Origin of the sequence: Bacteroides sp. GM023, assembly GCF_014750685.1 — a bacterium.
Taxonomy (GTDB): domain Bacteria; phylum Bacteroidota; class Bacteroidia; order Bacteroidales; family Bacteroidaceae; genus Bacteroides.
In genome coordinates, this window is sequence record NZ_JAAXGE010000014.1 from 195,683 (window position 1) to 209,650 (window position 13,968).

The 13,968-nt window shown below is 35.3% G+C and carries 15 protein-coding genes; 10 read left to right on the forward strand and 5 right to left on the reverse strand.

Annotated features, from left to right (window positions below; genetic code table 11):
* Positions 1 to 27 precede the first annotated feature (27 nt).
* From HC965_RS23405 to HC965_RS23430, 6 genes are all read left to right on the forward strand, one after another.
* Entirely contained in the window at positions 28 to 411 is a 384-nt protein-coding gene (locus HC965_RS23405) for a hypothetical protein (RefSeq protein ID WP_191033739.1), read from the forward strand.
* 64 nt (positions 412 to 475) lie between these two features.
* A complete protein-coding gene (locus HC965_RS23410) occupies positions 476 to 1,909 on the forward strand; it encodes a tetratricopeptide repeat protein (protein WP_191033740.1) in 1,434 nt (477 codons plus the stop codon).
* 11 nt (positions 1,910 to 1,920) lie between these two features.
* Positions 1,921 to 2,442, forward strand: a complete 522-nt coding sequence (locus tag HC965_RS23415; protein WP_191033741.1) for a phospholipase D-like domain-containing protein — start codon at positions 1,921 to 1,923, stop codon at positions 2,440 to 2,442.
* Between the two features lie 238 nt (positions 2,443 to 2,680).
* Positions 2,681 to 3,028 (forward strand): hypothetical protein, encoded by a 348-nt coding sequence (locus tag HC965_RS23420; RefSeq protein ID WP_191033742.1) that lies wholly within the window; start codon positions 2,681 to 2,683, stop codon positions 3,026 to 3,028.
* Entirely contained in the window at positions 3,025 to 3,561 is a 537-nt protein-coding gene (locus HC965_RS23425; protein WP_191033743.1) for a hypothetical protein, read from the forward strand. The genes HC965_RS23420 and HC965_RS23425 overlap by 4 nt, the downstream gene beginning before the upstream one ends.
* The gene (locus HC965_RS23430) at positions 3,558 to 3,989 is read left to right on the forward strand and encodes a hypothetical protein (protein WP_191033744.1); all 432 of its coding nucleotides are present in this window, start codon (positions 3,558 to 3,560) and stop codon (positions 3,987 to 3,989) included. The genes HC965_RS23425 and HC965_RS23430 overlap by 4 nt, the downstream gene beginning before the upstream one ends.
* A gap of 123 nt (positions 3,990 to 4,112) precedes the next feature.
* Here HC965_RS23430 and HC965_RS23435 read toward each other — a convergent pair whose 3' ends face one another.
* Positions 4,113 to 4,337 (reverse strand): winged helix-turn-helix domain-containing protein, encoded by a 225-nt coding sequence (locus tag HC965_RS23435; RefSeq protein WP_191033745.1) that lies wholly within the window; start codon positions 4,335 to 4,337, stop codon positions 4,113 to 4,115.
* A gap of 751 nt (positions 4,338 to 5,088) precedes the next feature.
* Between HC965_RS23435 and HC965_RS23440 the strand changes: the two genes are divergently transcribed.
* The 4 genes from HC965_RS23440 (at position 5,089) to HC965_RS23455 (ending at position 8,816) form a co-directional block, all read left to right on the forward strand.
* Positions 5,089 to 5,715: a hypothetical protein gene (locus tag HC965_RS23440; RefSeq protein ID WP_191033746.1), complete on the forward strand. Its 627-nt coding sequence runs from the start codon at positions 5,089 to 5,091 to the stop codon at positions 5,713 to 5,715.
* Between the two features lie 13 nt (positions 5,716 to 5,728).
* Entirely contained in the window at positions 5,729 to 6,718 is a 990-nt protein-coding gene (locus HC965_RS23445) for an HNH endonuclease signature motif containing protein (RefSeq protein WP_191033747.1), read from the forward strand.
* A gap of 17 nt (positions 6,719 to 6,735) precedes the next feature.
* A complete protein-coding gene (locus tag HC965_RS23450; protein WP_191033748.1) occupies positions 6,736 to 7,416 on the forward strand; it encodes a hypothetical protein in 681 nt (226 codons plus the stop codon).
* A gap of 206 nt (positions 7,417 to 7,622) precedes the next feature.
* Positions 7,623 to 8,816, forward strand: coding sequence for a uracil-DNA glycosylase family protein (locus HC965_RS23455; protein ID WP_191033749.1), 1,194 nt, complete (start codon positions 7,623 to 7,625; stop codon positions 8,814 to 8,816).
* A 97-nt stretch (positions 8,817 to 8,913) separates the two neighbouring features.
* Here the strand turns inward: HC965_RS23455 and HC965_RS23460 are convergent, their stop codons facing one another.
* The 4 genes from HC965_RS23460 to HC965_RS23475 form a co-directional block, all read right to left on the reverse strand.
* Positions 8,914 to 10,071, reverse strand: coding sequence for a phage/plasmid primase, P4 family (locus HC965_RS23460; RefSeq protein ID WP_191033750.1), 1,158 nt, complete (start codon positions 10,069 to 10,071; stop codon positions 8,914 to 8,916).
* 50 nt (positions 10,072 to 10,121) lie between these two features.
* Complete coding sequence (locus tag HC965_RS23465; protein WP_223854997.1) at positions 10,122 to 11,018, reverse strand: BT4734/BF3469 family protein; 897 nt, start codon at positions 11,016 to 11,018, stop codon at positions 10,122 to 10,124.
* A 90-nt stretch (positions 11,019 to 11,108) separates the two neighbouring features.
* The gene (locus tag HC965_RS23470) at positions 11,109 to 12,788 is read right to left on the reverse strand and encodes a DEAD/DEAH box helicase family protein (RefSeq protein WP_191033752.1); all 1,680 of its coding nucleotides are present in this window, start codon (positions 12,786 to 12,788) and stop codon (positions 11,109 to 11,111) included.
* 209 nt (positions 12,789 to 12,997) lie between these two features.
* Positions 12,998 to 13,930, reverse strand: a complete 933-nt coding sequence (locus tag HC965_RS23475) for an AAA family ATPase (RefSeq protein ID WP_191033753.1) — start codon at positions 13,928 to 13,930, stop codon at positions 12,998 to 13,000.
* Between the last annotated feature and the right edge of the window lie 38 nt (positions 13,931 to 13,968).

Below are 13,968 nucleotides of genomic sequence, written 5' to 3' on the forward strand. Positions count from 1 at the left end.
CCTATTAATGAATATTGATGTAAGCATATGAAAACAGACGAAAATGAGTTTGGTATAAGTTCAATTTTAGGAAAAATTGTTTCTTTCTTCTTTTTCTCATTCTTTTTGCTATCTTGGGGAGTTGAATATTCATTCTCCTTAAAGAATATGAAAAAAGCATGGATTGAAATACATGAGATACAAAATCAGGTATATGGAATAATAGCTATTTTTATATTAGGTTTATTATGTCTTATTTTTTGTGCCATTTTTTACATTTTAATTAAAGATGAATTATCTAACTGGTTTAATCATCGCCAAAATAGATATAATCAATTAAAAGAAGAGAAAATAGGCATACAAACTAAAATCCTTTGTACCATCATATGCTTTTATTTATTTGACTGGTTCCTAAAATATGTTACCATATAGTGTAAGATGCTATATAAATAAACATCAATGGTAGTTTCATTTCCATTACTAATATCAAGTAATTATGACAATTAAGAAAAAAAAGAAACGCTCTATAAATTTGGAAGAGAGAGAAATATATTATCTCCAACTAATAGAAGAAAAACAAATTGAGCTCATTTGGCATCCTGCTCAAAGAGATCAATGTGGTATTCATTTCACAGCAGAAGATTCATCATGTATTTTATATGCCTATGCAGAAGATACTCCAATGTCCGTTTTTAAAGAACTGAATATGTTTCGATTGTTTCTGACTCATTTACAATTTGATGGTTTGACTAATGGAGATTGGAAAGCGTATGCTTTAAAAGCTGTTAGTTATCTACGGTTGTTACCGCCAGATGTACAAAAAACTGTACTTAATATGTATCATAACTCTGTAGCAAATGTATATGAAGAGGAAGGCAATATGGATAAGGCAAACTCTCATCGTAGACAGGCTCTGTCATATCAATTGCAAACGGAAAAGGAAATAGATGTCATGGATATAGAAACTTTGTTGCAGTCCATGGAGAAGACTCCTAATTCACAGCTTGATTTATGCTTGTATATACTGTTGTTGATTGTAGAACCCGGTATCTGGGCAACAGATGATTATTATAACTACTGGACACGATGCCATTATCAGCTAATTGAAACGATCATAAAACAAGATTTGACGAAACTTGTAACAGATGATAAAAAGATGCCTTACGTTGCCCTGTTAGTAAATAGTTTGAAGGGAATTTATTTCAGACGAACCAGACGTTTTGTCCTAGCGGAAAAATATTTACTAGCGGCTCTTGATATACAGGTAACTCTAAGAAAAGCAGACAAAAAGTTTCCCATCAGTCCTTTAATGATTTATCTTCAATTAGTCCTAAACTGGTTAGAAGGGGGAGATAAAGAAAGAGCTAAAGAATATATGAATAAAGCAAATATGGAAAGGGGTTGTTGGGATGCCGATTTACTAGATCCGGTAATTAATTCTTTTCATGGACAACCTATAAGTAAAGAAGAGTGGAGAGAACTGGATGCTTCATATGCAGATATTTATATAAACATTTACAAAGAGAATTATTCTCTCAGATCTGCTATTAAAGATGCTATAAGAACTATTTTCACCCCACCGGAAATTTATGATGATGAAGAATACGAGGAAGAAGTTGAAAATAATGATGAATACACATTTGATGATTGGTATGAATGTGCTGAGTCCGGAGATACAGAGGCACAGTTGGTTGTAGGCCATTGTTATTATACAGGTACTGCTGTTAGTCAGAATTATCGGTTAGCTCGTGAATGGTTCTTTCTGGCTGCTTTGCAAGGAGATGCCATTGCTCAACAGAATTTGGGTTATATGTATAAGAAAGGGTATGGGACGGAAATAAATCAAGAAGAAGCTGAAAAATGGTATCAAAAAGTAAAGGCCGGAACAAGTACATGGAGAGTTGATTTCATAGAATTCTTATTGAAATAATATACCTAAATATGATTCGCTATATACAAAATGAACAGCATTATAAATTACTTGTGAATGAAGTGTCCAAAGTAAGGCATACGCTATGGATCGGAACAGCAGATCTGAAAGATTTACATATCAGGCAAGGGAATTCTGTTGTTCCTTTTCTTTCCATACTTGAACAGAAGATCAGACAGAAAGTTTCCATTAGGCTTCTACATGCTAAAGAGCCCGGTGAGAATTTCAGAAATGATTTTGATAAATATCCTTTGTTATGGAAGGGACTGGAACGTTCTATATGTCCACGTATTCATTTCAAAATACTAATATTCGATTTACAATTAGTTTATATCGGATCGGCTAATCTTACTGGTGCAGCATTAGGAATGAAAAGTGAAAGAAACAGAAATTTTGAAGCTGGTATCATTACAAATGAACAGGAATTAGTTGACAACGCCATCACACAGTTTGATGAGATATGGATCGGAAAGTATTGTAAAGAATGTGGACGAAAAAATGTATGTAAAGATAGGATAGGGATAGAATTATAAGAAAGACCTATCAAAATATTATTTTATTTACTCCAAGCTCCATCAATTATAAAAGCTGTTGAGTCTTATTTCTTGATATATTATCAAATACAGGATATTAATAATTGAAATAATCTCCCCAATAAGCACGTGCTAGGACTCAAATCTTAAACACGTTTCTTTTATTTCCTTCTCCCAAATCGCTAAAACGCCATTCATAACCGTTCAAAACCTAATATCTGAATTAGAAGCTAATCTTATGTTTAGTGAATACATAAACAGAATATTAGGATCTGAACGAGGTTTGGGTTCTAATCGTCAGGTTTACGCTACACCTGATGTTATCGAAAAAAGTAGCATACCATCCAAATCCATTCCAGCCAAATACGAGAAAGATATAGAAGCTCTCAAAGAAAAGTATGGTGAGGAGCTTTTCTTATCTACCGGACTCTGTGTTATCAGTATGACATTACAGGAAGCTTTGTCTATCATGCCAAGAGAAAGAAGAAGGATTGATGCCTACAGAGGATTGGTATCATATTTGGGGAAGGTATGGAAAATTGAATTGAAGATCACATCACAAAAAACGAAGGAGGGAGAAGTATGATTATTCTGGCATCGAAAGAAAAGTATATGAGTGAGAAAGCGGAAGAGCCAAACCCTAAACTAGCCCAGTTACCGATAAAGGATCTTATTTTCTTACGCTTTATAACAGAAACAGATCTAATAAAATACTACACGGGAGAAACAGAATACATTCCATACGGTCTGGTAGAATTTATGTTGGACTCGCGGGCACAAAATAAAAATTGGATCAGACATGAGCTTTCCAGTTATGAGGATCGCTTTGTTATTTCATGGCATTTCCTGTTTGAACAAGCTATATCCAACAACTCCGAACTTGTACATATCGCTGTCGCTTCTGATATACTAAATTTGACTGATGAAGAAGTTTATGAGCTGGCGAAAGATGATGATGAACTATATAAGAGAAAGGAGAAAGAGATATATTATGTCACCTTCCAATGGTTAGTGAGTCAGTATATGGGATTGATCGAGAAACTAGGGGTTGAAGCTGATATTAGCTTAATCCACAAGAACAAGGACAAGGTAAAATTAATAATAAAAAGAATACTATGAAAAAGAAAATTTTTATAACATCAAAGGTGTATGATACGAAAAAAATGCTAGACGAAGAAATAACAGCATTAGTACAGGTTGATCTGGATACTCTTATTGGAAAAGGACGGGTTGAATTTGAGGTAAACACCACAGAAACAGAAATAGAACTAACCTTCAGAAGAGGAATTGATTACTCTGACGATAGACTACAAAAGAAATTGATTATTGATGCTGATGCCTATATGATTTGTGGAATTGGACTGAACGGATTTAAACCACCTGTAATGTGGTATGAACCTCCGTTTGGCTATACATACTTCTTCGATCAGGCAGAATTTGAGAAGTGTTATAAAAGGAGTGCAACAAAACTTGGAGCCAACAGAGTGAAAGACTTGATACTCGATGTCAGGAAAGATGCTTTGGTGATGAAGTTGAAGTGGGGATAAATAGGAAAAGGAAGATAGTGTAAAAGCTACCTTCCTTTATTCTTTAAAGGCAAGACTATATTTTATTGAGACAAATTGGGTACTATAAAATATAATATCTTTCTACTTCATGTATATTACACATTAGCCAAATGAGAAGGAGCAACGATCTTCCCCGTAGACTTCTATCAAACCATTTATACGCTGTATACATACTTTGTTTTCTCTAGCAAGCCAACCAATTGCCAAAGCTGTACTTTCTACGCTCAAATTTAGTTTTCTTGCTAACTCAGGAATACTAATTTCCTTTACCTCATTCAGAGCTTGCCAGACTTTGCCGGCATTGAGCCCCACGATTTTCTTGTCCATAAGACTTTGTGTTTAGATGTTATTAATGACTAAGACACTCACAATAAGATGAGATGCCCCAGTAGAGTATACTAGAAGATGATCAGACAAGTAACGAAATACTTATCTAATATATGAAGGGAGTTTCTTTTCTGTAGATTTCCAATGCTTGATCAGAATATCCGGGAAGAAAATAGGAAGGGTTACAGGTGCTTCTACCATATAGTTCTAAGTATAATTTGGCTTGTGCCCTATAATACAAGCCTGTTAAATAAAAAAGCGAAAGGGCATTAGCCTTGTCATAAGTGAGGGAGTCGAAGCCCTTGGTACAAACAGGAAACGCCCCCTCGCGAATATTGCAAGGCTGAACGTAAGGCTGTTTTTGCTGTACCAGTTGATGAAATTTCGACTTTTCACTTATACAGAAATCAGCTAAACGCTTTTTCTTTTCTAAAATGTAAAAACACCGTCGCTCTCTGTTACGACATCACAAATATATGAATTATTTTACATAAACCTAAATATTACGTCTTTTTATTTTATTTTTTGTTCAAAGAAGATAGTTAAACTATTGGGCAGTAGAAATGAGTACAATTAATTCCTTTCTTATTTTTTCTTCAACTTCGATATTTTTCCTAACTTTGTATATAATGTAAATATTATATATGCTAATACATAGCATTATAGAAAAATGCACAATAACAGGATACACCGCTTTCAATGAAGTTTATCAATGCAGGTATAACTTTGCAGCATAACAAAAAATATAAATATGACAGAAAAAAGAACTATTGGAGAACTCATCGAAAAGGAAGTTCGTAGGCAACAGCTTTCAATTGTGGAATTTGCAGATAAAATTTGCTGTAAAAGGAATAACGTGTATAATTTGTTCACTCGTAATAATATGGATATTCAACAACTTGCATTAATATCCAAAGTATTAGGACGTAATTTTTTCAAAGAATTAGCTGAAGACTTAGAGCTTGCCAATGAAACGGATGAGTCAGAAGAAGATGTTCAAAACAGAAAAGCCGTCTCTCAGTTTATGGAAGTAGCCCCAAAGGTATTACGAAAACTGAATGCCTCCCCCATCATCGTATTTAGTGTCAGTGAGGATGGAAAATACGAAGGGAGTCCTGTTCCAGACTTTATGCTTCCCGATTATGCTATCTCTTTTACAATTGGAGAGACCTTTCAAGAACGTGCAAAAGATTTCTATCATCCAAGACTTATCTCTATTGAAAGTCTCCAAAACAAGGGAGGAATTTCAATTGAAATCTCGACAAATCATCTGCATGGCTCCCGTATCATAAACATAAAGTTAGACTATAAATCAGAAGATGAATGGTATGATACCTTGAAATTCGCTCTTGAAGTCCATAATTCATTCAGAAAATAAAATTAGAACCGTTATGAAAGTAGATATTGATATATACACAGAGGTCAAAGATTGTACCTATAAAGATGAACACTATTCTGTTCGTGATAATGGAGCTGTTTTTCGTCATGCTAAAAATGGGCACAAGCCAAGGAAACTGGATGAACAATGGCTGTTCGGTACTAAGAATGAAAAAACAGGATATATGACTATAGGAGGTCATCGAGTCCACATAATTGTTGCAACAGCGTTTCATGGTAGTCATGATTCAAAAAGAGACATAGTAGACCATATTGATACTAACAGATGTAACAACCGGCCAGAAAATTTGAGATGGCTCACAAGGTTGGAGAATGCATTGAACAACCCCGCTACACGAAAAAAAATAGAATACCTATGTGGCGGTGATATTCAAAAATTCATCGATAATCCTGGTTGTTTAAGAGATCTCACAGGTACAAACCAAGATGTAATGTGGATGAGAACGGTTACACAGGAAGAAGCCAAAGCAGCTTATGAACGGGTTATGAAATGGGCTAAGGAACCAAACAAGCCGTATTCAAATGCAAGTAATATGGGAGAATGGATATTTACCCAACCTGATTCTCCAATAAATCAGGACACATATAGGCAAACACTGTTCCCTGCTCTTTCACCTGATACAGCACTGCAACGTGAATGGAAAACACCCACTGAATTCCCGCTTTGTCCTATACAAATCGGTGAGACTCCACTTACTTCATATCTAGACAACCTTTGTGTTGGAAAAGTTATAACGAGAAATCAATATACTACTCAAATTATAGATGACTTTGCTCTATGCAATGAGAATCTAATAATGGTAATATGTCATAGCCAAAATGAGGATCTGAAGAAATATACTTCTGTTTCTATCACTTTTGAAGCTGGTAAATATATCCATGAAGGACGTACATATTTTGAAAAACGCGGAGCACAAAAGACTCTCACAATAGCCAGAGGATTGGAGTGGGACGGACCGGACGGAATTGACGATTATTGTTAATATTAATTATATATATTATGATTGTACCATCAATGACGGAGCAAGAAATCCGTGAAGAACTATTGAAAGATTTAGCAGACTTAGAGAAACCAACAGAACGATTTCGTAAGAATTTCAGATCTAAAGTTCTGGACTCTTACAAGTTTCCAGTAAAAGCTTCGTATGAGTGTAAGAGCATCAAGAGAAAAAATCTTTTTGTCATAACTTTTACGGCTGATAAAAGAAGACAGCATAATAATCCCAACATAAGTATGTACTGTATATATGAACGTAAGGAAGGAAAATATGCAGCTGTTTATCAACCTATGACACATAAAATAACAATATATGCCCCCCATTTCTTCAGGAGGTATCAAGAGCGGATTCTTAAAGATAATAATTTGCCAATGCTTGAAATTATCAAAAAATACTTCAAAAATTGTTGGGGACTTACCAGTGTTGAGATTGATGAGAATCTGGAAGCAACCTACCAATGTTTTGAGGGCCATTATAGTGATGAAGTAATTGATTTTGTATCAGTAACGGCAGGAGGCTACTGTTTTGGTGAGAAACATGGAAATGTCTCTATTATAAAGACTATTATTTCGGAAGAGATGTTATCTGAAAAACAAAAGACATTTTTCTATGATTTGAAGAAACTATGTGATAATATTCAGATAGATTACACCAGCCAAGGGATAAAACTGATTGGGGGATAAAATTGTATAAGAGACAACTTATGATACAGATTGCTCAAGCCAAAGGGATAGCTGTATACAGTTTTAGACATGAACAAAATAAGTTATGCACAATACTAGAAATGGCATTAGCTTGTTTCTGATATTAATTATGAATGTATAGAATAGATCTTTGACGATTGTTTCCTATATTTGCCAAAAGTGTGTAACAATATTAATGGACTAATATGGACAATCTTCAAGAAAAACTACATATATGGGCTTTAAATACAGTAGAAGTCTATAAAACGATGGCCAAGGAAGAGGAGAATACCAGTTTTAATTCATATACATCTTTTTATACACAATCGGATTTAACAAGGCTTTCATCCAATCCGGAAATAGTAATAATGGCCACTAATCCGGGAAGTGCTGGAGGTTATCAGGAACAAAAAACAAATATAAATTGGAATCTTGATCCGAAAAAGGGAATGACAGCAGATAAGTTCTTACAGGGTAATCCTTTTTTCATTTCAGAGAAAGCCAAGTGGCATCTGTGGCGTAGATTAAACTCTATATTGCAATACGGTAATCTTGGACATATACTAGAAGAGTCTCAAAACTATGCATACACAAATCTTGTTTTCTTTAATACTCCCAAAGCATGTCAACTCTCTCAAAGAATTATAGAAAGATGTGCCCCTTGTACAATAGAACTTTTATCTATATTATCTCCAAAATTTATTTTATGCCTGGGCGAATTGACAATGGACGTATTCTGCAAATTATCAGGTTCTATTAAAGAAACCCTTATCAAAGGGGAACTATCAAGAACCTATTGGAATAATACATTAGTAATACACTTACCACACACAAGCAAATTCTATTCAAGAGAAGAGATGAACTTAGTAGGAAAAGGCATTTGTCTATTATATCAGAAGCCCTCAATCCCACAAAGTGAGTTTTATACGGAAATGTCCCCTTTGATTGAAGATTTGAAAAGAAAAAAAGAAGCTCCCGTAACTTCCTCAAAAGAACTTCGGTATGCTATTGAAGATTTATTTAACAAAAAAATGGAAGAGTTACACTATGAAAAGTTCCGATATAATCCGATTTGTTTTCCATTAAATGAGCATTTACTTGTGTCTGTTTCTCATGATAATAAAGCTTCTGTAAATATTAGACATCGTGATTTTTATATAAATGGCAAAATACATTATAGGCAAGATTTAAACAATATGGATGAAATTTATCCAAATTGTTCGGAATACGCTTCTATTTTACGTGATTTGGATTATACAATATATGCAGAAAACGTATGGCTTGGAACAAAGTCTATAAAAAAATTTAGAGGGAATAATGCAACAGAGATTGTTGGAAGTATTATAGAGGAAATTAAGAAAATAAGTATGACTAAACTTTCAAGCAATGACAACAAATAATAGATACATGTTTTGAAGGATTTTGTAATGCCAAGAATATACATATAGAAGGAGACGATACCACATAGATATCCCCCCTTCATCTAAACAACTTCCTTTATTTCTGATACCCATCCGGTAATATCAGAGAAATCTCATTCTTGTTTTTTCCATTCCGATACTTCTCCAGTTCCCTTTGGCATAACTTCGACTCCGTAAATCCCTGTTGTATAATCAATCTTCCCATACCCTTTAATACCCAGTTCATAATTCCCGGTAACTCTGTAGATATGATCTTCTGTGTCAGCTTAGGATCAATCTTTGATTTAGGTATCTGTACTTTGAAAGGAACAATGAGAAACCTTCTGAAATATCCGTCAGATCTGTCATTCGTCTTTGGAAGTTCATTCAGGCAGAAAATCATCCTGGCATAGTCTGTAATAGTGACAACATCCTTATACAGAATCTTGGCACTTATCGGCTCCCCACTAGCTATACGCTTGAAGATATCACCAGAAAAGGCATTGGGAGCTACATCAGAGCAAGTATTAAGAAGTTTACCTGCCAGATTTGCCCTACTGTTACCGCCAAATTCTCCACACATGTCAGACAAGGATTCATGGGAAACATTATCCCTTCCCAGGAGAGCTTCGATTATATCAACGAAGACCGATTTTCCATTGCATCCCGAACCGTACAAGAACAAAACTTTTTCAAGTTTCAGATCAGGCAGAAAAAGCCAGCCTATATACTCCGCCAACACCATTTGGGTTTTCTTGTCAGGTAATACTTCATCCAGGTATTTCATAAACATATGACAGGATGCACCGGAAATACAATCATATGGAAGTACATACCTGAAATAATCAGTAAAAGAATGTTGGTACACATTCCTTATTCCTAAATCAAGCGTACCATTCAGGAAATTGATCTTACCCCGTGCTTGTGTTACTCCAAAATTCATCACTGTATACGGGAATTGCTTGAAAAGTCCTTCTATCATATCTCTTTGTGAGGCTTTGATTGGATCACTGAAGATTTTCTGATATGCATCCCTAAGAAACACTTTCAAATCCAAGTCACTTATTTTCATCCAATGTGTTCCGGTATAGAGGTAGACACATTGATCTTCGAACATCAGGAAAGGATGTTTTATACTGAAGGCTGCATTTTTAATAACAGTACAAACCTTAGAAAATAAATCGCTCCCACTTCCTGTTATGGTTACAGGTTTGATTGCATTTATAATACAAATCAATATTTTTTGAATATTCATAATATTATATTTTTAATTTCATTTATATCCATCGTATTCTAAAACAGGGACTAATGATAAGCGGAATGAATGATCCCCTTTATCTCACAACTGGAGAAACCATTCTTTGCATCTCTATAGTAAGCCACTAAATAATCTGTTGCAAAGTCCTCCGGAATACCATCGTTATAGAAAAAGTTTGCTAACACAAACAGATTCTTATTTCTCACGCTGGGATACATGCTGTAGAATTCCTCAAATAACGAATGAGTTTCCAATGCTTTCTTTCTGATTTCCTTTGGATCAGTCAACAAAACAACCTTAGTAATATTCCTTACCGCGACTTTATCTCCCTCCGCTTCTTTACCTTTGGATGACGGTATAGAGACTGAAAGTTCATTCGGCTCTATCTGCAATGGAGCAGCTTTCTTATTCAGGTACAAGTCTGAATCATATGACCAAAAACAAGGGTGTGATATATTGGAGCAAGATGAGTCAAACTTCAAATCAGGTCTTCCAACTAAACCCAACATGTCACCGACATAATGGTATAAATCTTTATGCCGTGATGATTCAGTGAGATTGTGTACTACCATAACCTTCAATCCTTTCCCCGATGGTGATCTGAATATTGACAGTACAAAAGGGAAATCTTTCAATCTATTTATTTCAGCTTTCAGATTAGCTACATTATCAAGGTCTATACATATTACTTCCGACATAACAGTCAAGCCGTTATCTTCTCTCCTTTCAAAGGTACCGGAAGGACAGAATACAGGTAATATTTTTACTTTCAGATCATTTCTTTTGGTGTGATCCTTCTCCTTCCGAATCGTTGCAATATATTTTTTGTTATCACCATTTCCGCTTTTGATACTATCTAGAATATCGAGTAATGGAAGGTGTTGGGGGTTCTCCTTTACCTTAACATTAGGAAACACGGAAACCATAATATCTTTTAGTTCCATATTAATCTTAGTTTTAAGTTTGACAATCATAGTAACCTTTTTTCTTTTTTTTCTTATATACCATATATAGGATATTAAGATTTTCTGGTTCTATACTATATTCATATATATCTTTCTTTCATTCAAGAATTTAACTAAATCATTATATCTGTCTTTTGCTTTTCTTGATTTAGGGATAATACTATAAAGTTCATCAAGAGTAATATTGAATGAATAGGTAGTCTCATTCTCTATACTATCTCTTATCTTTGAATCATAAGAATAAAGTAATACCATATCTATCATCTTCCCCTTGTCCGGTTTTGTATATTTCCTGCATGGCTTCTTTATACCTCCTATCTTACAACTAGCCGGAGAGTTCTTTATGAAATACTCCTGGACATCAGCCATCAGATTATAGTCAATATCAGAAGAGAAATAAACTTTGATCGGTAGCTTCGAATGTTGTCTGATCCGAATCCTGCATATAGTCTGGATGATAAGCGATTTCATATAATCCTTAAACTTACACTTGCAACCGAACATCTTATTTATATCCCCCACTATATTATCAGGAATATGCCACTCACCGAGAAATACAATATTCTGAGAATCCCTGTATTCATTGGAACCTCTATCATCTCCGCTACCACGATAAATGACATCGAAACAATCCTGATTAACTCCGGACTCAATGAGGCATTCGCTAAGGAGCTTGGGAAAGTTATATTGTACCTTATCATCCTCCCTTTCATAATAGTCTGCATTACCATCATTCTTATGTTCCTTGAATATATCCAGAGACTTCCATGTGACAATCAAGGTCTTCTCTGAACTGCAACTTTTCTTGAGCATATCAAGTACGGATTTTCCAATAACCATGAACTTCTCTTTCGTCCAGTCCTCCTTATTCTTTCTCTTGAACGGCATATCGTATTGGATAAACTCAATATCACTATCGTAGCGTTTACCGGACACAGGAAGAAGTCTTAAGTCTGTTCCACTGAAAATACAATCAGCAGTTCCATCAAATAAAATGGTGCAGCTCTTGTCGGCAAAGTCTTTCAAACGGCTTAGGATAGGAGACAGACCATTCTCTAAGATATGCCGGAAGATGTATTCGGTTTTGTATCGGCTCAATTCATTCTTAGCTTTAAACAGCTTGTAACCACTTTTCAGATATGCCGCCTCCATTACATCGATATCCTGATAACAATGTTGATACCATGTCACTCCTGAATCATCCTCAAACATAGTCCCGGTTTTTCCATAATGAGTTCTATGCTTGTCTATGAAAGTAAGTATATTCCTCATTTCTATCGGTATGTCAAAAGACTGTGGATAGAAGTTTATCATTTCATCTATCAGTATCAATCCTCTGGTTCTACTTCCACCCTCATAAGACAGAAACAGTTCGTAAGGATCTATAATAAGTCTTGCAGACGTAATAATCAAAACATCTGAATGGGCAAGAGACAGAGGAGCTGATTTATATTCTTCCATTTCTGCTATTCTCTTCTGTCCGGAATGAAGAACCTTGATACTACACCGTCCAAAAGTATATAGTCCATCCTTCCATTCCTGTAGCCTTTCATCCAGTTCATCCGCTGCATTCATTGTTGCAGTTATCACAAGAATACCTTCCCTCCACTTGTCTTTGATAATCTCCTGAATCATGGTTGTCTTCCCTGAACCACAACCGGAAGAGACGATATGAAGGCCGTTGCTGGTAGGGAAAGGTATACTACAACTAATGAACTGCATATTTCCTGCTTTAAACTCAATACTCATCGTGTATTTGTTTAGAAATATAAATTAATATCCACCTAAAACACCCCTACTCTTTGCTATGTCCGGGATATTTTCAGACATAGAAGGGGCTGTGACAGGAGGTGAACGACCTCTTGCCTGAATAAATAATACCCTCATGTTTTTTGAAATTATAGAAAGAGAATAGTTATATCTTATCCAATATCACTCCTCGTCTACCGGTTAGAAAATTATGGATTCTGATTCTTCAAGAACCGCCCAACTACACTTTTGGAAATACCGAGCATGTCCGCGATTGCACGTACACTCTTACCCTCTGAACTCAACTCTAAAATGTTTTGCCCAATAAGTCCAGTAATCACACCACGATCAGTCTGCTTCGTTTCAAGATGATTCAATTCATCATCAAATTCTACGAACTCAAAATGAAGATAAGGAGACTCTTCCAAATTCATAACAGCAACTCCTGGCATTTTCATTGTACTACGTGTCTTCAATTGTTTCAAGTACTTAGTCTCCGGTCCTACATTAGAATCACCTATGGCAACTATACTGTCAGCATAGTTACTGATAATAGAACTACCCTGTATATTATTGATTTCGATAGGATTTCTCCTGTTGTGTTTATGAAAGTGTGCAACCAGTATGATTGTTAGCCTGAATACTTCCTTGAGATATTTCAATCTTTCCATTACCTTTTTTACAACGGATGATGATATGGTATTATCCATCAAAACCATCAAATTATCAATAATCAGTAGTTCAGGATGGTGGATAGATACCAGTTTTTCTATGTTCCCTAGTTTATCTTCAGTAGAGCACCCACGTACAAAAGAATTAAGATGTGCCCGTTTTACACTAGCGGAAACATCAGCCGGGATACCAACATAACGTCTGGCTACTTGAGAATCTGACATTTCAAAATCAATATAAAGAGTATTCCTGATTCTATCGCTGATCGGTTCGTCCCAATAAGAAATATTTGAAGCATTGGCAAAAGCAATATCACAACAAAGGACCGTTTTCCCATTATTGGTAGCTGCTCCCACTATGGCAAGTTCACCCTCCTTGATAAAGTCGCCAAAAACAGCTCCCGGTTCCTCGAAATTGCTCTTGTCATCAATTACCTCTTTTAATGTCTGTATAATGAATATATTATCCATAATTCTGTAAATTGAGGGGCGATAAATACTACCGCCCC

What these genes read in the sequence shown, in the direction of transcription:
- HC965_RS23450 (WP_191033748.1), top strand. Translation starts at nt 6,736, where the DNA reads ATGATTGTACCATCAATGACGGAGCAAGAAATCCGTGAAGAACTATTG.
- HC965_RS23425 (WP_191033743.1), top strand. Translation starts at nt 3,025, where the DNA reads ATGATTATTCTGGCATCGAAAGAAAAGTATATGAGTGAGAAAGCGGAA.
- HC965_RS23475 (WP_191033753.1), bottom strand. Translation starts at nt 13,930, where the DNA reads ATGGATAATATATTCATTATACAGACATTAAAAGAGGTAATTGATGAC.
- HC965_RS23435 (WP_191033745.1), bottom strand. Translation starts at nt 4,337, where the DNA reads ATGGACAAGAAAATCGTGGGGCTCAATGCCGGCAAAGTCTGGCAAGCT.
- HC965_RS23445 (WP_191033747.1), top strand. Translation starts at nt 5,729, where the DNA reads ATGAAAGTAGATATTGATATATACACAGAGGTCAAAGATTGTACCTAT.
- HC965_RS23440 (WP_191033746.1), top strand. Translation starts at nt 5,089, where the DNA reads ATGACAGAAAAAAGAACTATTGGAGAACTCATCGAAAAGGAAGTTCGT.
- HC965_RS23410 (WP_191033740.1), top strand. Translation starts at nt 476, where the DNA reads ATGACAATTAAGAAAAAAAAGAAACGCTCTATAAATTTGGAAGAGAGA.
- HC965_RS23415 (WP_191033741.1), top strand. Translation starts at nt 1,921, where the DNA reads ATGATTCGCTATATACAAAATGAACAGCATTATAAATTACTTGTGAAT.
- HC965_RS23460 (WP_191033750.1), bottom strand. Translation starts at nt 10,071, where the DNA reads ATGAATATTCAAAAAATATTGATTTGTATTATAAATGCAATCAAACCT.
- HC965_RS23420 (WP_191033742.1), top strand. Translation starts at nt 2,681, where the DNA reads ATGTTTAGTGAATACATAAACAGAATATTAGGATCTGAACGAGGTTTG.
- HC965_RS23430 (WP_191033744.1), top strand. Translation starts at nt 3,558, where the DNA reads ATGAAAAAGAAAATTTTTATAACATCAAAGGTGTATGATACGAAAAAA.
- HC965_RS23405 (WP_191033739.1), top strand. Translation starts at nt 28, where the DNA reads ATGAAAACAGACGAAAATGAGTTTGGTATAAGTTCAATTTTAGGAAAA.
- HC965_RS23465 (WP_223854997.1), bottom strand. Translation starts at nt 11,018, where the DNA reads ATGGAACTAAAAGATATTATGGTTTCCGTGTTTCCTAATGTTAAGGTA.
- HC965_RS23470 (WP_191033752.1), bottom strand. Translation starts at nt 12,788, where the DNA reads ATGAGTATTGAGTTTAAAGCAGGAAATATGCAGTTCATTAGTTGTAGT.
- HC965_RS23455 (WP_191033749.1), top strand. Translation starts at nt 7,623, where the DNA reads ATGGACAATCTTCAAGAAAAACTACATATATGGGCTTTAAATACAGTA.